This is a genomic window from Pseudoxanthomonas sp. GM95 (genome assembly GCF_900109775.1).
Classification (GTDB): Bacteria; Pseudomonadota; Gammaproteobacteria; order Xanthomonadales; family Xanthomonadaceae; genus Pseudoxanthomonas_A.
Genome location: NZ_FOAX01000003.1, coordinates 466,438 through 489,766, shown reverse-complemented (window position 1 = coordinate 489,766; position 23,329 = coordinate 466,438). Strand labels below are relative to the sequence as shown.

Genomic DNA, 23,329 nt, shown 5'->3' with positions numbered 1-23,329 from the left:
GTGGTTCACGGCGTGGCCGTGGCCTGTTGCCAGCCGCCGCCCAGCGCCAGGAACAGGCGGATCTGGTCCTGCGATACCTGCGCCTGCGCATCGGCCAGTGCGGTCTCGCTGGCCACGCGGGTGCGGTCGGCGTCCAGGCTGGCCAGGTACGGACGACGCCCGGCCTGGTACAGGCGGCGGTCTTCGTCGGCCGCGCGCTGGGCCAGGGTCAGTGCCGACTGCAGGGACTGCACGCGCTGCAGGTCCTGCACGTAGCGGCTCAAAGCGGTCTGGGTTTCGCGCAGGGCGTTGAGCACCACTTCGTCGAACTCGGCCAAGGCCAGCTGCTGGCCGGCCTTGGCCACTTCCACGCGCGCCTTGGCACCGTCGCCGGGGATCGACCAGTGGATGGCCGGGCCGATCGACCATTCCTGCGTGGCCGGCTTGCCGAAGTCGTCCAGCAGGCCGGCGGCGCCGACCGAGGCGCCGATTGTGATGTCCGGGTACAGCTCGGCGGTGGCCACGCCGATCTCGGCCGTGGCCGCGTGCAGCTCGCGTTCGGCGCGGCGCACGTCGGGGCGACGGCGCAGCAGCGCGCCGCCATCGCCGACCGGGATCGCGCGCGCCAGTTCCGGCGCATCGGCGCATTGGTCCACGCCGTCTGGAATCTGATCGGGCGTGCGGCCGAGCAGCTCGGCCAGTTCGTATTCGGCGGCGAGCTTGCGCGCACGCAGCGGCGGCAGCGCCGCCTGCTGCGTGGCCAGCTGCGCGCCGGCGCGATCGACCGTGCTGCTGGTGCCGCGCCCGGCCTTGAACATGCGCTGGGCCAGGTCATGGGTGCGCTGCTGCAGGTCGATGGAGTGTTCGGCGATGTGCAGCTCGTGGTTGAGATGGCAGGTTTCCACGTAGCTGCCCACGACCTGGGCGACCACGCTGATGCGGGCCAGGTCGCGCGCGGCCATCACCGATTCGGCGCTGGCCTGGGCGGCCTCGGTCGCGCGGCGCAGCTTGCCGAACAGGTCGGTCTGGTAGGAGGCGGAAAACCCGCCGCTGGCCAGGTTGAAGACCGGGAGCTTTTCTTCCTGCAGGAACGACTCGGCCGAGACCTGCGCGCGCTGTACGCCGGCTTCGGCGCCGAAGTCGAAGCCACCGGCGGCCGCGGTCTGTTGGTACATGGCGCTGGCCTTGGCCAGGCGGCCGCTGGCCACGCGCAGGGCGATGCTGTTGTCCAGCGCCTGCTGGACCAGGCTGTCGAGCACCGGATCGTCGTAGAGCTTCCACCACGCATCGACGGCCGCGTCGGTGTTGTCCAGCGCGGTCGAATCGCCGGTGTCCAGCGTCAGCGGCTGCGCCTGCAGCTGCGCGTAGCGCGAGTCGGCCGGCAGCGCATAGTTCGGTCCGACGGTGGTGCAGGCGGCCAGCGCGCTGGTCAGCGCCGCCAGGCCCAGGACAAGGCGGGTGCGGCTCATGACTGCGGCTTGGCGGTGTTGTCGGCGGCCACTGGCGTGGCGTCGGTCTTGGCGTCCGGCGGCAGCACGTTGACCGTGGCGGTGCGGCCGACCACCAGCTGCAGGTCGGCCGGCGCATCGTCCACGCTCACCCGCACCGGGATGCGCTGGGCCAGGCGCACCCAGTCGAAGGCCGGGTTGACGTTGGGCAGCATGCTCGCGCCCTGGCTGCGGTAACGGTCCTCGATGCCGGCGGCGATGCTCAGCACGCGGCCGTGCAGGGTGCGGCCGTCGCCCATGATCCGCACTTCCACCGGCTGGCCGGCGGCGATGCGGTGCAGGCGGGTTTCCTCGAAGTAGCCGTCGATGCGCAGCGAGGCGGTATCGAGCACGGCGAACACCGGCTTGCCCGCGGTGACGTAATCGCCACGGCGCACGGTGCGATCGGTCAGGCGGCCATCGACCGGGCTGTGCACTTCGGTGCGGGCCAGGTTGAGCTGGGCCAGGTCGACGCCGGCCTGGGTGGTGGCCACCGCGGCCAGGGCCTTGTCCAGGTTGGAGCGGCGTTCCTCGATTTCCTCGGCGGAGACCAAGTCGCGCACGCCGTGGTCGCGGGCGACCTCGCGCTTGAGCTGGGCCACCACGGCCTGCGCCTGGGCCTGCGCGGCCTGGGCCTGCTCCAGCGCGATCTCGTAGCGGGCGCGATCGACCACGAACAGCAGCTGGCCCTGCTTCACCGTGGCGTTGTCGGCGACCTGCACGTCGGTGACCAGGCCCGAGACATCGGGCGCGACCTGGACGATGTCGGCGTTGACGTGGGCATCGCGCGTCCACGGCGCTTCCATGTAGTAACCCCACAGGTGGTGGACGGCCAGGGCGGCCACGGCCAGCGCAAGCACGGTGATCATGACGGGTTTGGCCCGGGCAAAAGGGTGTTTCATGGGGAAATCCAGTGCAGCAGCCGGTACAGGCCGTCGAGGAGGATGAGGAACACGGCGAAGTTGAACAGCGAGGGATGCCAGATGTGGTGGTAGGCACCCAGGCGCTGCAGGACGAAACGCACGCCGCCCTTGAGCAGGTACGCCAACGTCATCAGGGCCAGCAGCGTCGGGACAAAGACGCCGTAGACGGTGAATTCTCCGGGCATGGGAGGGTCAGGACTTTGGAAGCAGGGGAGAGGGGGCGACACCCGCATCGGCAGGCGATGCGGCACAGCGGGACGACGGCGGGATCAGGGGGCTTTGGCGGCCTCTTCCACGATCCGGTACAGGCGCAGCACGGTGTCCATGTCCTGCGCCGACAGCGCGCCGAAGGTCTGCTGGCGCAGTTCGATCAGCTGGGCTTCGAGCTGCTTGAGCAGCGCCTGGCCTTCGTCGGTGAGCCAGAGCAGGTTGGCGCGGCGGTCATTGGCGTCGCATTCGCGGCGGACCAGGCCGGCCGCGGCCAGCTTGTCCAGGATGCGCACCAGCGAGGGGCCTTCGACCCCGATCAGCTGGGCCAGCTCGACCTGCCGGATGCCGCCACCGGAGCGACCGATCATCAGCAGCGGCGTGGTCATGGCATTGCTGATGCCCTGGCCCGCCAGCGCGTTGTCGACCACCTTCTGCCACTGCCGCCCGGCCAGGATCAGCCCGGAGGACAGGAGGAAGCGCTGGTGGTCGGCGTCGGACATCGGCACATGATGTCTGCCTACTAATGAACATGCTATCGAATCGATGGCGAAATCTCGCCAGCGGTGGTCCTTGGCTTCGAGCGCCTGAAGCGGCCGGCGATCAGGTCATCGAGGCCGGACGCGCTCGGTGTTGCGTGCCGGCGGCCGGGCTCACTGCTTGGACATCGATGGCGGCGCGTCCTGCGGCGCCGCGCCCCAGGCCGGATTGGGCTGTGGACCCATCACGAACTCGAAGGTGCCGCCTTGGGCGATGTCCGCATGCGAGAACCACGGCCGGGTCCACGGCTTGCCGTTGAGCGTGGCCGACTGGATGTAACGGTTCGCCTCGCTGTTGTGGCGCGCGACCAGGCGCAGCGTCTTGCCGTTGCCCATGCGCAGGCGGACGTCGTCGAAGAGCGGGCTGCCCAGGATGTAGACGCCGCTGGCCGGATCGACCGGATAGAAGCCCATCGCGCTGAGCACGTACCAGGACGAAGTCGCGCCCTGGTCGTCCATGCCCGCATAGCCATTGCCGCTGGCATCGCTGCCGTACATGTCGGCGAGGATGCGGCGCACCAGGGTTTGCGTTTTCCACGGCTGGCCGCTCCACGCATACAGGTAGGGCGCGTGCTGGTCGGGCTGGTTGCCGTGCACGTACTGCCCGATCAGGCCGGTGCAGTCGCGGCAGATGCCTTTCGGCGCGTACGGCGTGGCGAAGAACGCATCGAGCTTGGCGTTGAAGGCGTCGCGCCCGCCCAGCAGCCCGATCAGGCCCTGCACGTCATGCGGCACCAGCCACAGCGTCGACCAGCCCGAGGCCTCCTTCATCATGAAGTTGTAGTACGGCTCGCCCGGATCGAACGGTGAGATCCATGCCCCGTCCGCCGTCCTGCCGCGCATGAAGCCGGTCGAGGGATCGAACACATGGCGATAGTTGGCGGCGCGCTTGATGAAACGTTGCGCGTCGTCCGGATGGCCCACGCGCGTGGCGACATCGGCCAGCGCGTGATCGTCCCAGGCGTATTCCAGCGTGGTCGCCGCGCCGGCCTTGCCGCCGGCGTACGGCGGGCTGGGATTGCCCTCGGGCACGAGGTCGGCGATCCAGCCCTGCGTGTCGTATTCGGCCAGATAGTCGCGCGGGCCTTTGGGATCGGTCGCGTTCTTGCGCAGATAGGCGTAGGCCGCTTTGTAGTCGAACGGGATGCCGCGCTGCCACGCCCCATCGAACAACAGCACCGCATGGTCGCCGTGGAAGGAGGTGTTCATGTAGCCGCGCTCCTGTGCCATCTCCAGCTCCGAGCGCATCACGTCCTGCACCACGTCCGGTTCCAGCAGCATCATCAGGACGATCTGGTTGCGCCCGGTATCCCAGAACGGCACCGGCCCATAGCGATCATGCGTGGCCACCTGCACCTTGCCGGCCGCATCCGTGAAGCGCTCGCCCTTGCGCGCGACCAGGCGCGGGCTGGCGAAGGACTGGAACAGCGTGGAATAGAACATCCGGCGCTGCTGCGGCGTGCCACCTTCGACCTGCACGCGATCGAACAGCCTGGCCCACGCCGCGCGCGCCTGTGCATGCACGCGTTCGAAATCCCAGCCGGGATTTTCTTCCTGCAGGCGCCGCTCGGCTTCGGCATAGCTGTGGCCGTGCGCGACCTTCACCAGCACCTGCTCGTTGGCCGTCGTGGCGAAGGTGACATACGCGCCGGCATAAGCACCCTGTGCCGCGCGCTGGTCGGGCCGGACGTCCTTGTCGCCGATGCCCCAACCTGGATGCGTGGTATCGGCATGGAAGGTGCCGAAGCTGGCGAACGGCTTTGAGAATTCGGCGACGAAGTATTTACCTTCCGGCCGTACGCGTTCGCCCTCGCGCGCGGACACGCCGCGCAAGGTGCGATCGCCAACGACCTCAACCTCGCCGCCGGTGCGGCGCAGGTTGACGATCACGTTCGCGCGCTGGCTCTGCGGATAGGTGAAGCGCATCAGGCTGGTATTGCCGGTCGCCGTGAGTTCCACCTGCGTGTGGAAGGTGTCCAGGTAAGCCGTGTAGTACCCGGGCGAGGCGTGTTCGCGCTGCTTGTCGTAATAGGCGGCGGTATAGGCCGGCGGCACGGTCCAGTCGCCGACCACGGGCATGATCATCGGCTCGGCATTGCCGCCGTACGACGGCCCGCCGCCGCCGGTGAAGGTGAACATCGTCGGGTTGGGATAGTGGTACGGCGCAGGCACGCCGGTGGGATAGCTCAGTTCCAGATTGACGTTGACCGGTGCGGCTTCGGTCGCGCGATGCGGCAGCCGCGCGCCGGGCGAGGTGATGCCCGAATACAGCGGCTCACCGGCAGGCGGTGCATTGCCGATCAGGTCGGGGCGATCCAGTGGCGCGGTGCCGACCAGCGGATCGGCTTCATCGATGCTTTGTCGCTTCGACCCTGCTGAAGGTGCGTCCTGCGCGTGCAACATGCAGGGCGAGGCGAGCAACGCCATCGTCAGCACGAAGGCCGAAGTGCTGGAAGCGCGGCGGCGAAGGCACGCGGCCAGGCCGCGACGTGAGGGAGGCAGATTCACGGGCAACTCCTCTGCACGCGCGCATCAGTGCCCGTGCATCCAGCTCATCGCGCCTGCGGATCAGCTCAAGCGGCACGCCACGCGGCGCGAGGCGCGTGACGGGCAACAGCGTGCTGCGGAGATTTCAGTACCTACGGAACGTGCGGCGGCGTGCACCGCCGCACGTTGATCACTTCACCGGGCAGGCCGACGCAGGCAGGTCACCCGCATGTGTGCCCCAGCCCTGCTGGTCTGGCTGCGCAGCCAGTGCGAATTCCAGCGTGCCGCCCTGCTGCAGCGCGTCCACGTCCAGCCACACCGCATCCTGTGCCTTGCCGTTGAAGCGCGCGCTGCGCACGAAGCGCGGCGTGCCATCGGTGGACGGATCGGCCTTGATCACCAGCGTGCGCTCGTTGTCCAGCGCGATGGTGGTCTTGGCGAAGCGCGGCGGATGCAGCAGCAGCGTGCCGGTGCCCGGCATCAGCGGCGAGATGCCCAACGCGCTGAACAGATAGAACGCCGACATCGTGCCCAGGTCATCGTTGCCGGTGACGCCATTGGGGGCGTTGGTGAACAGCGTCTGCACCGACGACAGCACCGTCGCGGTCTTCCACGGTTGGCCGATCAGGCTGTACAGCGCCGGCACGTGCATGGTCGGCTCGTTGTTCGGGTTGTAGCGGTACTGGCCGTAATAGGAATACGGACCACCGACCCAGGCCTTGCGCGCGGCGCCCTTGGGATCGGCCACGAGCAGGTCGTAGGCGAAGAAGTCATCCAGGCGCTTGCCCATCTGTTCGCGTCCGCCCATCGCCTGGGCCAGGCCGTCGACGTCCTGCGGCACCAGCCACTGGTACTGCCACGCCGTACCTTCGTGGAAGCCGTAATGCGAGCGCGGGCTGTAGGTGCCGCTGGGCGGCACGAACCAGCTGCCGTCCTCAAGCCGCGGCCGCGGGAAGCCGCTGTAGCCCGACTCGGCCTCGTGCAGATCCGGGTCCCACTCGCTGCGCCAGTTGCTCGCGCGTTTCTGCAGGGCGGTGGCATCGTCGGCGTGGCCGAGCGCGCCGGCCATCAGGGCAAGCGAACAATCGGCCAGCGCGTATTCCAGCGTCGCCGAGGCGCCATTCTGCGGATCGATGTCCATGCCCTTGGCCGGGAACGCCCGATCGAAGAACACGAAACCCTTGGCCAGATAGTTCACGTTGCCCGCGCGGCCCTGGTGCTGCGAGGCCAGCGGCGGCACGCCCCAGGCGTTCTTGCGCAATGCGGCCCAGGCCTGCGGCTCCATGCCCTTCAACGCGCCATAGCGCCACAGGTCGACCAGGAACGGCGTCACCGGGTCGCCGGTCATCGTGTTGGCGTCGAAGTTGGCATAGCCCCAGCGCGGCAGCCAGCCGCCCTGCGCATCGATGGCCAGCAGCGTGCGGCCGATATCGCGCGCGCGCTGCGGCTCGATCAAGGCCAGCAGCTGGTTCTGCGAGCGGTAGGTGTCCCACAGCGAGAAGAACTCGTAGTAGGTCCAGTCCTTGGCCTCATGCAGCGCGTTGTCGTAACCGCGATAGCGGCCGTCGGCATCGTTGCCGGTCGTGGGCTGCAGCAGTGCATGGTACAGCGCGGTGTAGAACACGGCGCGCTCGTCGCCGCTGCCGCCATCGACCTTGATTTTGGACAACGCCTGCTGCCACAGGCCACGGGCGTCCTTGCGCATGGCGTCAAGCGTGCGCAGCTTGCCGCCCTGCATGCCCTCGGCCTTGAGGTTGGTGCGCGCGCCTTCCTGGTCGACGTGCGAGATCGCGGTGATCGCGGTGACGGCCTTGCCCTTGGACAGGTCGAAGCTCACCCACGCGCCGTTGAGCGGATCGTGCTCGCTCTCCATGCTGTAGCGCGCGTTGGGCGTGCCGCCAGCCTGGCCCCACACGCCGAAGGCCTTGAACGGGCGATCGTATTCAATGCGGAACCAGGTCGCGTACTGGTGCCCGCCGCAGAAGCTCTGCGTGGTGATCTTGCCTTCCACCGCGCGATCGCCAACCACGCGCACTTCGCTGCCGATGACGCGGTGCTTTTCGTTGGCCTGGCCGACGTTGATCAGCACGTGGCCTTCCTTGGCCGACGACGGATAGGTGTAGCGCTCGGCCGAGGCGCGGGTGAGCGCGGTGGTTTCCACCGCGATGCCGCCGTAGTCGGTCAGCTTGACCCGGTAATCGCCAGCCTGGCCGGTGGCTTCGGCCTGCGCATAGCGCGCGCCGTACTTGAGCTGGTCGAAGCTCTCGACCTTGCTCGTATCGAAATCGCCGCCGGGCGCGATCGTGCCGGTCACCGGCAGCACCGAGACCTGGCCGCCCTGTTCCCAGCAGCCCGCGCCGGACAGGAACGAATGGCCGAAGCCACGGATGCGCTCGTCACCATCGCGCCAGCCGGCGTAGTGCGAGCCGATCGGGCTGACCTGGATCATGCCGAACGGCGCCGACGCGCCGGGGAACGTGTTGCCTTCGTCGCGGGTGCCGATGAAGGTGTTGACCTGCGCAGGCAGGTCGCTGTCGCCGGCGCCGCGCGCCCAGCTGCCGCTGGCCGGCATGACCAGCATCAGCGCCCAGGCCACCAGCGCCACGCGCCGCTGCCGGGAGGGGCCGCGCGTGGGCGGTGCAAGGTATTCCATCGACGCGGCAGTGGCCCGGATACGGCCAGCGCGGGTGTTGTCTTCCATCGTGCTCCCCTTTCGGATGCGATGGTCCGTCGCCGTATGCGCGGACCCGATGACGCAAGTTCGCGTCGGATTTAGAACGATCTAAATGCGGATTTCAAGCTTGTCTTGCCATTTCGTCATCTGCCGATGCCGAAGATCCCCGCAACTGCTTTGTGGCGCTGCGTGATGCGTGGCGCAACGAGGTCGGCGATGTTGCAGATGCACATGCTTCTGGCGCGGATCGCCCGTGCGAGGTCGTCGTCAGGGCGACCTCGCACCGGCGCCCCTTGCGGGTCTCAGGGCCATCGCGCAGCATGAACGTGCTGGATCTGCCAGCGTCGAGTCTCCGATGCCATGGCGGATACGCCCCGCAGGATTACGCTGAATGACATCGCGCGCGCCTGTGGCGTGTCGCGCGCGACCGTCTCGCTGGTGCTGCGCAGCAGCCCGCTGGTGCACGCCGGCACACGCGAGCGCGTGGAAGCGGAGATGCGCAAGCAGGGCTACGTCTACAACCGCGCGGCCGCCAACCTGCGCCAGCGCATGTCCACCGCGGTGGCGCTGGTGGTCAACGATGTGTCCAACCCGTACTTCGCCGAATTCGCCGCTGGCGTCGACGAGGCGTTGGCCGCCAAGGGCTACGTCACCTTGTTGGGCAACAGCAACGAGTCGGCCGAACGCCAGCGCCAGGTATTGGGCTCGCTGATGGAACACAACCCGGCCGGCATCATCCTGTCGCCGGCCGAAGCCAGCGAATTCTCCGATCTCGAACGCGTGATCGGCCCGCAAACGCCGCTGCTGGTGTTCAACCGCGAACTGTCGGGCAAGGCGTCCAAGGGCTTCGCTTACGATTTCCTCGGCCTGGACAACCGTGCCGGCGCGCGTGCAGCGACCGAGCTACTGCTGGCGCATGGCCATCGCCAGATCGTGTTTTACGGCGGCCATGCGCAATCCAGTTCGTGCCGCGAGCGCCGCGCCGGGTATCAGGAAGCGATGGCCGCGGCCGGCATCAAGGTGCCCGCAACGTGGATGATCGAGACCACGCCCTCGCGCCTGGAAGGCAACGCACGTGCTGCCACCTTGTTTGCGGCCGGCGCCAAGCCGACCGCAGCGGTCTGCTACAACGACGCGGTCGCGCTGGGCCTGACCCTGGGCCTGCTGCGTGAAGGCCGCCAGCCCGGCGTGGATTTCGCCGTGACCGGCTTCGACGATATTCCCGAAGCCGCGGTCGGCATTCCGCCGCTGACCACCATCAGCACCGATCCACGCGAACGCGGCCGCCAGGCCGCGCGCATGGTGCTTGAACGGGCCGCCGCGCCGGGCATGACCCGGCGCCAGGTGATCGTGCCGGCGCTCCTCACCCAGCGCGATAGCACCAAGCAAGACGTCCGCAAGAAGAACGCGCGCTAGCGCAGTTGATGGCGTCGGCGCAGGTCCGCGCCGCGCCTTTTTTCGACCGCCATCACATCGGCTGGCCCAGCAGTGGCCGGCATGGCAACGCTTTCACAGGTGTTTGCAGTAAGTGGCTTCGCTGCAAAGCAGCATGCGTTGATGACAAGGCCGTGATATTTGTACGCCGCGCCACTTAGATCGATCCAAACCGAGGTTTTATGCGTGCGGACGACACCGTGTGTCGACGCATGCGGCAAGGGATGGCAGTCCGAGCTGGTCCGCTCACAACTTCGCCGTGAAGTTCATTCAACTAGAGAGAGGGAGTTGCAATGAAGTACGGGTCATCGCCAAAGCGTCAGCTGCTGGCTGTCGCCATCGCTGCCACCTGCGCATCCGTTTCCGCCCATGCCTGGGCACAGCAGACCACCCAGCCGGTGCCTGCTGCCGATCAACCCACCGCCGACACGTCGCAGGCCCCCGCCTCGACCCAGGACGCCACTGACCTGGATAAGGTCTCGGTGACCGGCTATCGCTACTCGATCGAGAAAAGCCTCGACCAGAAGCGCGATGCCAACTCGATCGTCGAGATCGTCACCGCCGAAGACGTCGGCAAGTTCCCCGACAAGAACGTCGCCGACGCGCTGCAACGCGTGCCGGGCGTGATCATCACCCGCGATGGTGGTGAAGGTAAGAACGTCAGCGTGCGCGGCCTGTCCTCGGAGCTGACGCTGACCGAGTTGAACGGCAACTATGTCGCCACGGCCGAGTCCAACGGCGATCCGTCGCGTTCGTTCAACTACACGCTGCTGCCGTCGAACATGCTGTCCGGCGCCGAGCTGTTCAAGACGCCCGAGGCGCGCCTGGACGAAGGCGGTATTGGCGGCACGGTGATCCTCAAGACGCGCCGTCCGCTCGACCAGGAGGCCAACAGCGGCTTCGTCTCGGCTGAAGGCACCTGGGCCGACACGACCAAGAAGACCGACGGGCAGTTCTCCGGGTCGTATTCGTGGCACGACCAGGACGACCGCTTCGGTGTGTTCGTCGGCTACACCCAGCAGAAGCGCACCACGCGCACGCTGGGCGTCAACACCAGCGGTTGGAACTGGTACAGCGCCGACAGCGATCTGTACCCGGCCACCGACGTCAACGGCACCCCGTCCAATTGGGATGCCTACTGGTATGGCCAGTCGGGTTTCAACGACCAGAACGGTGGTTCGTACACCAACTTCATGATGCCCAACGTGGTCAACTTCCAGTCCAAGGAAGAGGCGCGCGAGCGCAAGGGCGGCCAGGTCACGCTGCAGTTCAAGCCGACCGACGACCTGACCATCACCGGCAATTACTTCCGCTTCGATCTGGATCAGGATTCGCAGACCAACACGCTGTCGATTCCGGAATGGAACCTGGCCCGTTACCAGCCGGACGGCAACTGGGCGGGTGGCCGCCTGCTCGACGGGCTGACCTTCGACCCGAGCGGCACGGTGGTTACCGGCGCGCAGTACAGCGCGCACCAGGGCAAGACCTACTACTGCAGCGAGGAGGCCGCGGCTGCCGCCGGCCTGCCGCCGGGCGGCTGGGGTCCGGATGACTGCACCATCCCCACGCCGTGGCTGACCGGTTCGTACAACCGGCAGAAGGCGCGCTCGCAGACCGCCGACCTGGAACTAGCCTGGACCAGTGAGCGCCTGGACATCACCTTGAAGGGCGGCCGCACCTGGGCCAAGGGTGGTCCCGAGCTGCAGATGAGCATGCCGGTCAAGCCACGCAAGCCGACCCCCGAGACCGGCGCGAACACCACGCTCAACGGCACCGGCGCCTACACGCTGGGCAACTACTACACCGCATGGGACCTGACCGGGACGCCGTCGTTGAGCGTGTCGCCTGAGATCATGGACAACCTGCGCAACGGCATCGGCGAGATCGACCTGGGTTCGACCGGCTCGTCGTGGACGCGCAACAGCACTTACCAGACCTTCGCGCAGAGCGACTTCGTCTGGCGTGGCGAAGCCGGCAGCTGGCTGGATTCGGTGCAGTTCGGCATGAAGTACCGCGACGGCGGCACCCACCGCAGCACCGGTAACAACTACTGGGTCTGCAACGGCGCCGATCCGAGCGATTACGACAGCCGCTTCCAGGCCGGTTGCGATCCGGATGCGTCGGTCTTCCAGTCGCAGTTCCTGTATCCGAACTCGATCAGCAATGTCGCCGGCGCGTTCAATACCAACGTCTTCCCGGCGATCAACTATCCGGCGTACATCAACTATCTCAACCAGACTTACGGTGAGATGCAGACCCGCCAGGAGCCGAACTTCGTCTACAACGTCGGCGAGAAGATCTACGCGGCCTACTTCCAGGCCAACTTCCGCACCGAGCGCCTGCGCGGCAACCTCGGCCTGCGCCTGGTGCATACCGACCAGCACGTCGATTCCACCGATCGCGTCGACTATTACAACGATTACTTCTTCGACGACGCGGCCGGCAATCCGTTGCCCTGCGCCCCGGGCAACCAGCCGGCGGCCGGCGCCCCGGCGGGCTCGGGCTGCATCAGCGGCTTCACCACGCTGCCGGACAGCCAGACCAATCCGGCCAGCGGACATATCTCCTCGTTCGCGGTGACCTCGCTGGATCGCAGCTACATCAACCGCCTGCCCAGCCTCAACGTGGCCTACGACCTGACCGAGAACCTGGTGCTGCGCGGTGCGGCCTCGCGGGTCATGTCGCGTCCGGGCTACGGCGATATCGCCGCGCCGGGCGGCCTGCAGTTCTACAGCCAGGAATACGTCAACGACCGGCGCCTGATCGGTGGCGGCGACGTGGTGGGCTGGTATGGCTCGGGCAGCAACAAGGCCCTCGATCCGTACTTGGCCAATCAGTTCGACGTGGGCCTGGAGTGGTATTTCCATCCGGGTTCGGTCGCCGGCGTGGGTCTGTTCCGCAAGAACGTCAGCAACTTCACCCTGCCGGTGGTGCAGAACGTCCAGCAGAGCATTGGCGGCGAGACGGTGACGGTGCAGAACTACTCCACCACCGCCAGCGGCCGCGACGCGGTCTCCGAGGGTGTGGAACTGTATGGCCAGCACACGCTCGACATGGGCCTGGGCTTCCAGTTCAACTACACCTACAACAAGACCAACGAAGCGGCCGTGTCGCTGGAAGACGGCACCGAGATCGGCAAGGCCCCGCTGGTCGGAAGCGCCAAGAACCAGACCAACGTGACCGTGTTCTACGAGACGCCCGCCCTGCTGCTGCGCGCGTCATACAACCGGCGTGGCGAGGTGGTCGATGGCCTGGTCAACGGGTTGAACGTCTATGAAGAGCCGTACCAGCAGATCGACCTCAATGCCGCCTACAACTTCACCCCGGCGCTGAGCCTGTCCGCCTCGATTCTCAACATCACCAAGGAAGAGACGCGCACCTACATCGGCAACGACACCAAGGCGCGTTTGAACAACAACAGCTACGCCGGCCGCATCGCGTACCTGGGTGTGACCTACAAGTTCTAAATCGCACAGGCCGCGCAGTCCTGGCGGCAGGTAACGGATGACCGCGACACCCGCATGGCCGGCATGGCGTGCGGGTGTCCTGGTTTTGGCGGGCCGCGGCGCGGAGCTTGCGGGGCTCCCATCAGCTGGATTGGCCGAAAACCCAGTGGTGGTCGCTGCCAGACTGTTGCGTTCCGCCGGGCTGCGCTGACGCTTCAGGGCCAGTCCGGTACGATGCCGGCCCTGTTTTGCTGTCCCCAAGGCCCTGGCCATGAGCGAATCCGACAACACCCGCGGCGGCGTCAGCCGCGACCAGGCCGAGGACGCGGTCCGCACCCTGCTGCGCTGGGCCGGCGAAGACCCGCAGCGCGAAGGCCTGCTCGACACGCCCAAGCGCGTGGCCAAGGCCTATGGCGACTGGTTCAGCGGCTACCAGCGCGACCCGCACGAATACCTGGCCCGCACCTTCGAGGAAGTGGCCGGCTACGACGAGCTGATCGTGCTGCGCGACATCGAGTACGAAAGCCACTGCGAGCACCACATGGCGCCGATCATCGGCCGCGTGCACGTGGGCTACCTGCCTGACGGCAAGGTGGTGGGCATCAGCAAGCTGGCGCGCGTGGTCGAGACCTACGCCCGCCGCTTCCAGGTGCAGGAAAAGATGACCGCGCAGATCGCCCAGTGCATCCAGGACGTGCTGCAGCCGCGCGGCGTGGGCGTGGTGGTCGAAGGCGCGCACGAGTGCATGACCACCCGCGGCGTGCACAAGCGCGGCGTCAGCATGGTCACCAGCAAGATGCTGGGCGAGTTCCGCGAGGACGCGCGCACCCGCGCCGAGTTCCTGCGTTTCATCGAGGTCGGCGGCAAGCGCTGACCGCTTCGTCAGCAGCGCTGGCTCATGGTCTGGCAAGATCGGCTTGATCCCGATCCGGCCAGGCCTGCCATGACCCAGCTGACTTCCGCGCGGTACTCCCGAGGCGTTCGCGTCTTCCACTGGCTGACCGTGCTGCTGATCGCCGGGGCCTACGTCACCGTCAACGTGCGCACGCTGCTTGAAAAAGGCACGCCCGAGCGCACGCTGGTGATGCAGTCGCATTTCCTGTTCGGCCTGGCGGTGCTGCTGGTCGCGCTGCCGCGGATCGTCTCGCGCCTGGGCAGCAAGGCCCCGCCGATCCAGCCACCGCCCCCGGACTGGATGCATCGTGCCGGCCACCTCACCCACGGCCTGCTGTACGCGTTCATCATCGTCCAGCCGCTGCTGGGGCTGGTGGCCGGACTGGTGGAAGGCGGCGTGGGCCTGCCCGGCGGGCTGCGCATCCCCGAACTCTTCGGCCCGGACAAGGCGCTGTCGCACGACCTCAAGGCCATCCACGTGTGGTTGGGCACCGCGTTCTACTACGTGATCGGGCTGCACATCCTGGCTGCGCTGTTCCACCTGTGGGTGCGGCGGGACAACACGCTCCAGCGCATGCTCTGAGCGCCTGTGTATACTGCGCGCCCCATCCGGCGATGCCGGCGGGGAACCTCCTTGGGGAGTAGCCGGCTCTTCCGCACTGCGGAGCGAGCGTAGCCGTCAACATACTTGGCCTGAACCGGCCATGGCGGATGCAACCACTTTGGTTGGCGAGACCAACGAGCAGCCCAGCACGGCTCTTGGCCGGCGTGCGGGGCCGTTCGTTTCGTCCGCATTCCCGGCCTGGTGTTTTGAACCCCATGAATCCGATTTCCATCCTCCTCCTCGGCCTGGCGATGTCCACCGATGCGTTCGCCGCTGCGTTGGGCAAAGGCGCGGCGATGGCCAAACCCACCTTCCTGCAGGCGCTGCGCGTGGGCCTGATCTTCGGCGTCGTCGAAGCCATCACCCCGGTCATCGGCTGGCTGATCGGCTCGGCCGCGTCCAAGTTCGTCGAACAATGGGACCACTGGATCGCCTTCGTGCTGCTGGGTGCGCTGGGCCTGCACATGATCTGGAAGGCGCTGCACGACACCGACGAAGACGAGGCGGGCGCCGCTGACAACAAGCACGGCAACATCGTCACCCTGGCCCTGACCGGCCTGGCCACCAGCATCGATGCGATGGCCGTCGGCGTGGGCCTGGCCTTCGTCCAGGTGCCAATTTTCTTGGTGGCCGGCGTCATCGGCGCCTGCACCTTCGTGATGGTCACCATCGGCGTGATGGCCGGACGCGCGCTGGGCGCGGTGATCGGGCGCCGCGCGGAGCTGGTCGGCGGCGTGATCCTGATCCTGGTGGGCGCGGCGATCCTCTACGAACACCTCAGCGGCGCGGCTGGCGGTTGATGCGATGAGCAAGCTGCTTCCGAAAGATTGCCCCTGCGACAGCGGCGCGCCCTACGCGCGCTGCTGCGGCCCGCTGCACGCCGGCGCGCCCGCGCCCGATGCGAAGGCCCTGATGCGCTCGCGCTACAGCGCCTACGTGCTGGGCGATGCCGATTACCTGCGCACCAGCTGGCATGTGTCCACGCGCCCGGCCGACCTGTCGCTGGTCGATGCGCCCGGCCAGCGCACCACCTGGCTGGGATTGAAAGTGGAGTCGCACACCGTCAACGGCGAGGACACGGCCGAAGTGGTGTTCACCGCACGCCTGCGCGTGGGCGGTGGTTCGGCCCAGCGCATGCACGAGCGCAGCCGCTTCGTGCGCGAAGGCGGGCACTGGTTCTATGTCGATGGCGATGTGAGCTGAGTGCCGCGCGCGATGGCATGACGACGCGGTGAATGCCAGCACGGTTGCACGCAATACTGCGTTGCAGCCTGTTGTTCACGCCGGGGCGCTAGCATCTGCGCCCTGCGTCGTCGGATTCCCGCACGCGTCCCTCTTCGATTTCCCCGCCCAGGAGCATCCCCATGTCCCATGCCCACGGCTACGCCGCCCTGTCCGCCGATGCACCGCTGGCGCCGTTCGCCTTCGAACGCCGCACGCCTGGCCCCAACGACGTCCAGATGGACATCCTGTATTGCGGCATCTGCCACTCCGACCTGCACACCGCGCGCAACGAATGGCAGAACACCGTCTTCCCGTCGGTGCCGGGCCACGAGATCGTCGGCCGCGTCACCGCCGTCGGCAGCGACGTCAAAGGCTTCAAGGTCGGTGATCTGGCCGGCGTCGGCTGCATCGTCGACAGCTGCCGCACCTGTCCCTCGTGCGCCGCGGGCGAGGAGCAGTACTGCGACAACGGCTTCACCGGCACCTACAACGGCCCGCTGTTCGGCGGCGGCGAGAACACCTACGGCGGCTACTCCGATCACGTCGTGGTCGATGAGAAGTACGTCCTGCGCGTGACCCATGGCACCGACAACCTCGCCGCGGTCGCCCCGCTGCTGTGCGCCGGCATCACCGTGTACTCGCCGATGGCGCACTGGAAGGTCGGCCCCGGCCAGTCGGTGGGCGTGGTCGGCCTCGGCGGCCTGGGCCACATGGCGGTCAAGATCGCCAAGGCGATGGGCGCGCACGTGGTGCTGTTCACCACCTCCGAGGGCAAGCGCGAGGACGGCAAGCGCCTGGGCGCCGATGAAGTGGTGATCTCCAAGGACGCCGACCAGATGGCCGCGCAGGGCGGCAAGCTGGATTTCATCATCAACACCGTGGCCGCCTCGCACAACCTGGACCCGTTCCTCAATGCGCTCAAGCGCGATGGCGCGATGGTGCTGGTCGGTGCGCCGGAACATCCGCACCCGACGCCGACCGTGTTCAACCTGATCATGCGTCGCCGCACGATTGCGGGTTCGCTGATCGGTGGCATCGCCCAGACCCAGGAAATGCTGGATTTCTGCGCCAAGCACGGCATCGTGTCGGACATCGAGATGATCGACCCGGCGCAGATCAACGATGCCTACGAGCGCATGCTCAAGGGCGACGTGAAGTACCGCTTCGTGATGGACCTGGCCAAGCTGGACAAGGCTGCGTAATCCCTCGCGCTCCAACGGCAAAGAAACGGGCGGCTGGCTAGACTGGTCGCCCGTTTTCGTTTGTGCGAACTGCCATGACCCACACGCTGACCGAGACCACGTTGCACGGCCTGCCCGTCCTGCAGATCGACACGCCGCTGTGCACCGCGCAGCTGTCGCTGTATGGCGGCCAGCTGCTTTCGTTCGTGCCGGCCGGCGGCGCGGAGGTGTTGTGGCTGTCGGCGCTGGCGCAGGGCGCGCCGAAGGCGATCCGCGGCGGCGTGCCGGTGTGCTGGCCGTACTTCGGCAAGGAGAACCAGCCGGCCGACGCGATCCAGCACGGCTTTGCCCGCACCAGCGTGTGGACGCTGGACGACACGCGCGAGGACGGCGATGGCAACGTGCATCTGACGCTGTCGCTGTCTGCGCACGACACCACGCCGCTGCGCCTGAAGCAGACGCTGGTGCTCGGTGCCGGCCTGCAGCAGGCCTTGGTCACGCATAACCCGTCCGCCGAAAAGCACGACATCACCCAGGCGCTGCACAGTTATTTCGCCGTGGGCGACGTGCGCCAGGTGCGGCTCTCAGGTCTGGATGGGCTGGACTACGCCGACAAGTTCACCGCGCAGACCTTCGAACAACGCGGCGACTGGACGCTGTCCGATCCGCGCGATCCCGGCCGCAGCGACCGCATCTACCACGCTGCTGGCGGCCACTACGTGCTGCACGATACGACGCTGGAGCGTCGCCTGCGCATCAGCACCACCGGCAGCCATTCGGTGGTGGTGTGGAATCCGGGCGAAGCCGGCGCGCAGGCGATGGCCGATGTGCCCGATGCCGACTGGACCGCGTTCGTCTGCGTGGAAGCGGCCAACGCCGCGCGCGACATCGTCACCCTGGCGCCCGGCGCGACCCACACGCTGGCGCAGACGGTGGAAGTGCTGCCGGGCGCTTGAGCCGACGTTCAAATCGCGCCGACTGCGCGATCGCGTGACGTCTCGCCTCAGTGCCCGACGGGTTCCAGGGCAGGTGGCGGTGATGGCCGCACCGCGATCGTTTGCGCTTCCGATGGCGCCACGTCGCGCGCAAGATCGGCACCGCCGCAGTCGTTCAGTCCATGCGTCTGTTGCAGGCGCGCCAGGCGGCCGTAGCCCGCAGTGGCAATGACCGGCGCGCCATCGAAACCATGCAGGCGCGCGCAGACCAGGCTTTCGGCTGGGCGCGCCATCGCCGCGTGGCTCCAGTCCTGCGTGGGCTCGGCCGGTGCCTGGGCGTGCGGGGCGTAGGCGAGCAACGGCAACAGCACCAGCAGCAACGCGCAGGTGACGGGAACACGTGGACGGATCACGGCGGACATCGATGAGAACCCCTGTGTGCAGCGGCGGTGATGTACCGCATGCGACAGCGATAACGAAAGAGGTTGGTCCAACCCGGACATCGCGCCGCGCTTACAGGCGCGCGTAGGCCTTCTGCCCCAGCGCCTGCAGCGTGGCTAGGCCCTGCGTGCGATCGCCGCCGGCCAGCCCGTCGCTGAGGATCATCAGCGTGGTCTGGCCCTTGACTGCGGCCAGCATCGCAACCTCGGTGGTGATGCCCTTGGCGGCGTCCATCGGCTCCAGCACCGCGGTCGCATCGGCGCCCAGGCCCTGCAGCGGTTCGAAGCGCACGTGCTGCTTGGCATCGGCGCGCAGCGGATCGATGAAACCATCGGCCATGCTGCGCATCGTCCGATTGGCATCAACCTGGTCAGCCGGCATCAGCTGCACGGCGAACCGGCCGAAGGTGCCATCCCAGGTGCAGGCCTTGATGCCGTATTTGGCTCGCGTGTTCTCGGCCTTGCCGGCGCCGGCGGACGGGAACACCGCGCGCACTTCCGCATCGCTCAGCAGCGCGCAGACTTCGCCATCCGGCGGGGTGGTGGGCGCCTCGGCGATGGGCGCGGCTGACGCTGCAGCGCTGGCGCCAGGCGACGCGGCGGGCTTGTTGCACGCCACCAGCAAGGTGGCCAACAGCAATGCCAGCACGCCCGGGGCGATCATTTCAGGAGCAGTGCGCATCGGATCGATCTCGCTTGTGGCGCCGGTGCCGATCACTGGCGTCCTTCAGGCAAGAACCCCGACCAGCGCCAGATCCGGCCACGGCAAGTGCCGCATCCGCCTGCTTTCGCTTACAGCCGCGCGTAGGCGTAATGGCCCAGCTTGCTGAGCTTGGCCAGCGCCTCGTCGCGGTTCTGCTCATCCAGCGCATCGGTCAGGAACACCAGCGTCTGGCCGTTGCGCGCGATCGACAGCACTGAGACATCCGACAGCACGCCGGCCGGCAGGTCGCGCGCTTCGACCACCGCGGTGGCGTAGTTGCCCAGGCCCTGCAGCGAGACCATCCGCACGCGCTGGGCGGCGCCGGGCCGGCTGGTGTCGATGAAGCCCTTCACCAGGTCGCGCACTTCGTCCTGTGGCGTGTGGCCCTTGGACGCCCACTGCTGCACCAGCAGCCGGCCGAACTCGCCGTTCCACTCGCACGCGCTGATGCCGAAGGCGTCGTGTTCCTCCGGTTTGCTGGTGATCGCGCCGGCGAACACCGCACGCAGTTCATCATCGGAGATCAGGTCGCACGGCGTGCTCTTGGCTACCGCTTCGGCCGGTGGCGCGCTGGCGGCGACGGGTTCTGGCGTGGCCGCTGCGGCTTGCGCCGGTTGCGGCGCGGGTTTGCTGCAGGCGACCAGCAACTGGAGCAATGCAATGAGGACGATCAGATACAGGCGAACGTCGAAGGGGCGACGTGGGCGCATGGAGGGTCCGGGGTGATGCCGGCGGGGGAAGTCCGGCTTGTTTATTGGGTGAGAACCCCTTTTCCGACGATTTCCGGACACTGCGCACGTTCTCGATGCACGGCCTGACGCAAGAAGGCCGCCCCTGCGGGCGGCCTTCGTTCTTGCAGCGAGATGCACGGTGGCGCGGCTTAATCGTTCTCGACGTGGAGCACCGAGCCATCCTGCGGGCTCAGGTGGATCTCCACATTCTTGCCGTCCTGGCGCTCGGCCTCGGCCTTCCACAAGCCGTCGTCGAAGTCGATGTCATGCACCTTGGAATAGCCGGCGGCGACCAGCTTGGCCTTGACGTCGTTTTCGCTCAGGTTGGACACCTGCGCGTCGGCGTAGACCTGGCCATTGGCGGGGTCCACGCGCACATCGGTGCGCTTGCCGTTGGCGCTGGTGGCATCGGCTTCCCACATGCCGTCTTCGAAATCGATGTCGTCGATCTTGGTGTAGCCCTGTTCGGTCAGCAGCTGGCGGACCTGCGGTTCGGTCAGGCCCTTGGTCTTGGCGGCATCGGCAGCACTGGCGGCGCCGGCAGCGGTCATGGCGAGCAGCAGGGCCGTGGTCTTGATCAGGCGCATGGCAAGTCTCCTGTGTTGGGAACGTGCGCCACTGAGCCAGCCCGTCCGTGTAGGCGGGGTCAGCATTTGCCGGCCATGGGCTGAATGCCTGAGTACGCCAAGCTGGAAACCTTGCCCAGCAAGGCCTTGCCAGCCTGCCGGCAACTGAATGGTTGGTGCAACCTCGGCTCGCGGAGGCCTGGATGGCACGGCGATGGCCCTGGCATTGATTGGTCGCCAACCGTGACGCTGCTAACCTCGGCGCGTGTGGGCTTGCCGCTGGCGTCCCGCGTCCTTTGTTCCCGGCCCTGATCGACCCACGCATGTCTTCCGTGATTTCCGCTGCGCCCCCGTCCGCCGCGCGCTTCCTGCGCGAGGTCACTGCGGCCGCGCACACCCAGGTCGAAGCCCTGCCGCACATGCCGGCGCTGGCCGACGGCACGCTGACGCCCGCCCGTTACGCGCAGGTGCTGGCCTGCCACTGGGCAATCCTGGCGCCGTGGGAGCGCCAGCACGCGCCGTGGCTGGATGCGCTGGCAACGCAGGGCTGGCCGTATCGCCGCCGCACCGACGCGCTGGGACATGACCTGGCCGCGCTTGGCGCGTCGCTGCCCTCTGCCGAGCTGGGCGAGGCGCCGCAGGCGCAGGACCCGGCCCAGGCCTGGGGCATGTTGTACGTGGTCGAAGGCTCGATGCTGGGCGGGCGCGTCATCGCCCGCCAGCTACGCGCGCGGCAGCCGGCGCTGGCCAGCGCGCTGGATTACTTCGACCTGGGCAGCGAGGACCCGGGCGCGTGGCGCCGGTTCCAGGGCTGCCTGGACGCGGTATTGCCCGACGAGGCGGCGCGTGCGCAGGCCGCGATCGGCGCGGCGGCGATGTTCGGCCATTTCCATCACCATCTTTCGCTTGGAATCTCCGCATGACTGCTGTCGACGATCCCGTGGACATGGACGCCTGTGCGCGCGAGCCGATCCACATTCCCGGTTCCATCCAGCCCTACGGCGTGCTGCTGGTCATCGACCCGGCCACCGGCAACGTCCTGCAGGCCAGCAGCACCGCCGCGGCGCTGCTGGGCGTGGAACCCGATCGCCTGATCGGCCGGCACTGGCCGGACCTGCTGGACCTGGGCGAACGCCGCCTGCCCGCGCCGTCGCCCGACGATGACGCCGTGCACCTGCCGCATGCGGCGGTGAAGTTTCCGCAGCGGGCCGCACAACCGGCCGAGCTGTACGTGGCCGCGTGGCACCTGGCGCCGACCCAGTGGCTGGTGGAGATCGAGCCGCGCGTTTCGCGCACCAGCGATGTCACCGTCAGCGATGTCCTGCCGACGCTGCGCCAGTTGGAGCGCGACCATGCGGTGGCCGCCGCGTCCCTGCGCGTGGCGCGCGAGATCCACACCCAGCTCGGCTACGACCGGGTGATGGTGTATCGCTTCGACAACGACTGGAACGGCGATGTGATCGCCGAGGCCAAGGCGACGTCGCTGCCCGATTCCTACCTGGGCCTGCACTATCCGGCGACCGATATCCCGGTTCAGGCGCGCGCGCTGTACCTGCGCAACCGCGTGCGCCAGATCGCCGACGTGCAGTACAGGCCCGCCCCGATCGAGCCGCCGCTGGACCCGCGCACGCACGCGCCGGTGGACCTGAGCGATGTCACCGTGCGCAGCGTCTCGCCGATCCACTGCGAATACCTGGGCAACATGGGCGTCAGCGCGACGCTGGTGACCTCGATCGTGGTCAACGACGTGCTGTGGGGCCTGATCGCCTGCCATCACTATGCGCCGCTGTTCTGCAGCCACGGCATGCGCGATGCGGCCGATGCGCTGACCCGCGGCCTGGCTGCGCGCATCGGCGCGCTGATGGCGGTGGAACGCGCGCGCACCGAGACCGTGCTGCAGACCGTGCGCGAGAAGCTCATCACCGCGTTCAACGATGCCGACATCATGACCACCGAGATGCTGGCGGACATGGCGCCGGACCTGATGGACGTGGTGGACGCAGATGGCGTGGCGATCTACCACGGCGACGAAGTGACGCGGTACGGCCAGCTGCCGACGGCCGAGGACCTGGCGCGGATCCGCGCGCAGATCGAATCGCGCGATTACGAGCACCTGCGCGAAGGCGCCGTCGGCGCGCTGCATGTCGATGCCATCGGCGTCACGTTCCCGGAACTGGCCGACCTGGCGCCGCTGGCGGCGGGCTTGATCTTCGTGCCGCTGATGCCGCACTCGCGCAGCGCGCTGCTTTGGACGCGCCGCGAGCAGGTGGAGACGGTCAACTGGGCCGGCAATCCGGCGCTGGCCAAGATGGCGGACATCCCGAACTCGCGCCTGTCGCCGCGCAAGAGTTTCGACCTGTGGCAGGAGACGGTGCGCGGCCGCTCGCGGCCTTGGTCGGCGTTGCACCTGGAATCGGCGCGCAGCCTGCGCGTGCTGATCGAGCTGATGGAGCGCAAGCGCTACCAGCAGGATTTCAGCGTGCTGGAGGCCTCGCTGGCGCGCCTGCGCCAGGGCGTGGCGATCATCGAGCGCGGGCCAGCCGGGATCACCCGCGTGGTGTTCGCCAACGAAGCCTTCGGGCGCCTGGCAGACTCGGACACCTCGGACATGATCGGCCGCGAGATGCGCGCGCTGCTCGATCGCACCGTGCCGGCTGAACAGCTGGGCTTGCTGGAAGACCAGCTGCGGCAGGGCACGCCGGCCACGACGGTGTTGCCGCTGCGCGTGGCCAATGCCGATTCGGTGGTCACGCAGTTCGACTTCGAACCGCTGCCGGCGCGCGGCGGCCGCAGCACGCACTGGCTGCTGCAGTTGAGCGAGCCGGATTGAGGCTGCCGCACCCGCATCTTGCGATGCGGGTGATTGAGTGCGAGC

At 67.7% G+C, this 23,329-nt stretch carries 20 protein-coding genes and 1 riboswitch; of the genes, 10 read left to right on the top strand and 10 right to left on the bottom strand.

All coding sequences use genetic code 11. The features are described 5' to 3' along the window. Positions 1-5 precede the first annotated feature (5 nt). The 6 genes from BMZ17_RS16945 to BMZ17_RS16920 all read right to left on the bottom strand — a co-directional run bounded on the left by BMZ17_RS16945 (position 6) and on the right by BMZ17_RS16920 (position 8,194). Positions 6-1,448, bottom strand: coding sequence for an efflux transporter outer membrane subunit (locus BMZ17_RS16945; RefSeq protein WP_093141368.1), 1,443 nt, complete (start codon positions 1,446-1,448; stop codon positions 6-8). Continuing rightward, positions 1,445-2,368, bottom strand: a complete 924-nt coding sequence (locus tag BMZ17_RS16940) for an efflux RND transporter periplasmic adaptor subunit (RefSeq protein ID WP_093141363.1) — start codon at positions 2,366-2,368, stop codon at positions 1,445-1,447. Before BMZ17_RS16940 ends, BMZ17_RS16945 begins: the two co-directional genes overlap by 4 nt. Further along, positions 2,365-2,574, bottom strand: a complete 210-nt coding sequence (locus BMZ17_RS16935; protein WP_093141360.1) for a DUF1656 domain-containing protein — start codon at positions 2,572-2,574, stop codon at positions 2,365-2,367. The genes BMZ17_RS16940 and BMZ17_RS16935 overlap by 4 nt, the downstream gene beginning before the upstream one ends. A gap of 84 nt (positions 2,575-2,658) precedes the next feature. Continuing rightward, positions 2,659-3,099 (bottom strand): MarR family winged helix-turn-helix transcriptional regulator, encoded by a 441-nt coding sequence (locus BMZ17_RS16930; protein ID WP_093141355.1) that lies wholly within the window; start codon positions 3,097-3,099, stop codon positions 2,659-2,661. Positions 3,100-3,249: 150 nt separating this feature from the next. After that, complete coding sequence (locus tag BMZ17_RS16925; protein WP_254775407.1) at positions 3,250-5,643, bottom strand: GH92 family glycosyl hydrolase; 2,394 nt, start codon at positions 5,641-5,643, stop codon at positions 3,250-3,252. A 169-nt stretch (positions 5,644-5,812) separates the two neighbouring features. Next, positions 5,813-8,194, bottom strand: coding sequence for a GH92 family glycosyl hydrolase (locus tag BMZ17_RS16920; protein ID WP_343124188.1), 2,382 nt, complete (start codon positions 8,192-8,194; stop codon positions 5,813-5,815). 462 nt (positions 8,195-8,656) lie between these two features. Here BMZ17_RS16920 and BMZ17_RS16915 point away from each other — a divergent pair, with 462 nt between their 5' ends. The 8 genes from BMZ17_RS16915 (at position 8,657) to BMZ17_RS16880 (ending at position 18,035) form a co-directional block, all read left to right on the top strand. Further along, entirely contained in the window at positions 8,657-9,712 is a 1,056-nt protein-coding gene (locus BMZ17_RS16915) for a LacI family DNA-binding transcriptional regulator (protein ID WP_093141346.1), read from the top strand. Positions 9,713-10,023: 311 nt separating this feature from the next. Beyond that, entirely contained in the window at positions 10,024-13,197 is a 3,174-nt protein-coding gene (locus BMZ17_RS16910; protein ID WP_093141341.1) for a TonB-dependent receptor, read from the top strand. Positions 13,198-13,447: 250 nt separating this feature from the next. Further along, on the top strand, positions 13,448-14,050 hold the full coding sequence (gene folE / locus BMZ17_RS16905) for a GTP cyclohydrolase I FolE (RefSeq protein WP_093141336.1): 603 nt from the start codon (positions 13,448-13,450) through the stop codon (positions 14,048-14,050). A gap of 24 nt (positions 14,051-14,074) precedes the next feature. Then, positions 14,075-14,653: a cytochrome b gene (locus BMZ17_RS16900; RefSeq protein ID WP_254775405.1), complete on the top strand. Its 579-nt coding sequence runs from the start codon at positions 14,075-14,077 to the stop codon at positions 14,651-14,653. Between the two features lie 46 nt (positions 14,654-14,699). Continuing rightward, positions 14,700-14,880, top strand: a riboswitch (yybP-ykoY riboswitch). Between the two features lie 9 nt (positions 14,881-14,889). Then, the gene (locus BMZ17_RS16895) at positions 14,890-15,474 is read left to right on the top strand and encodes a manganese efflux pump MntP (protein WP_093141327.1); all 585 of its coding nucleotides are present in this window, start codon (positions 14,890-14,892) and stop codon (positions 15,472-15,474) included. 4 nt (positions 15,475-15,478) lie between these two features. Continuing rightward, on the top strand, positions 15,479-15,877 hold the full coding sequence (locus BMZ17_RS16890) for a YchJ family protein (RefSeq protein WP_093141322.1): 399 nt from the start codon (positions 15,479-15,481) through the stop codon (positions 15,875-15,877). 161 nt (positions 15,878-16,038) lie between these two features. Then, the gene (locus BMZ17_RS16885) at positions 16,039-17,100 is read left to right on the top strand and encodes an NAD(P)-dependent alcohol dehydrogenase (RefSeq protein ID WP_093141318.1); all 1,062 of its coding nucleotides are present in this window, start codon (positions 16,039-16,041) and stop codon (positions 17,098-17,100) included. Positions 17,101-17,174: 74 nt separating this feature from the next. Further along, positions 17,175-18,035 (top strand): D-hexose-6-phosphate mutarotase, encoded by an 861-nt coding sequence (locus BMZ17_RS16880; protein WP_093141314.1) that lies wholly within the window; start codon positions 17,175-17,177, stop codon positions 18,033-18,035. Between the two features lie 47 nt (positions 18,036-18,082). Here the strand turns inward: BMZ17_RS16880 and BMZ17_RS16875 are convergent, their stop codons facing one another. The 4 genes from BMZ17_RS16875 to BMZ17_RS16860 form a co-directional block, all read right to left on the bottom strand. Then, positions 18,083-18,436 (bottom strand): hypothetical protein, encoded by a 354-nt coding sequence (locus BMZ17_RS16875; RefSeq protein ID WP_139202983.1) that lies wholly within the window; start codon positions 18,434-18,436, stop codon positions 18,083-18,085. 91 nt (positions 18,437-18,527) lie between these two features. Continuing rightward, complete coding sequence (locus BMZ17_RS16870; RefSeq protein WP_139202982.1) at positions 18,528-19,136, bottom strand: hypothetical protein; 609 nt, start codon at positions 19,134-19,136, stop codon at positions 18,528-18,530. Between the two features lie 110 nt (positions 19,137-19,246). Next, positions 19,247-19,867 carry a DUF3558 domain-containing protein gene (locus BMZ17_RS16865; protein ID WP_093141301.1) on the bottom strand — a complete coding sequence of 207 codons (621 nt, stop codon included), beginning with the start codon at positions 19,865-19,867 and terminating at the stop codon, positions 19,247-19,249. A 170-nt stretch (positions 19,868-20,037) separates the two neighbouring features. Beyond that, a complete protein-coding gene (locus BMZ17_RS16860; RefSeq protein ID WP_093141296.1) occupies positions 20,038-20,475 on the bottom strand; it encodes a PepSY domain-containing protein in 438 nt (145 codons plus the stop codon). Between the two features lie 302 nt (positions 20,476-20,777). Between BMZ17_RS16860 and BMZ17_RS16855 the strand changes: the two genes are divergently transcribed. Both BMZ17_RS16855 and bphP read left to right on the top strand, forming a co-directional pair. Next, positions 20,778-21,377 carry a biliverdin-producing heme oxygenase gene (locus tag BMZ17_RS16855; RefSeq protein ID WP_093142334.1) on the top strand — a complete coding sequence of 200 codons (600 nt, stop codon included), beginning with the start codon at positions 20,778-20,780 and terminating at the stop codon, positions 21,375-21,377. Next, positions 21,374-23,284, top strand: coding sequence for a bacteriophytochrome BphP (gene bphP, locus BMZ17_RS16850; protein ID WP_093141291.1), 1,911 nt, complete (start codon positions 21,374-21,376; stop codon positions 23,282-23,284). Before BMZ17_RS16855 ends, bphP begins: the two co-directional genes overlap by 4 nt. The last annotated feature ends 45 nt before the right edge of the window (positions 23,285-23,329 follow it).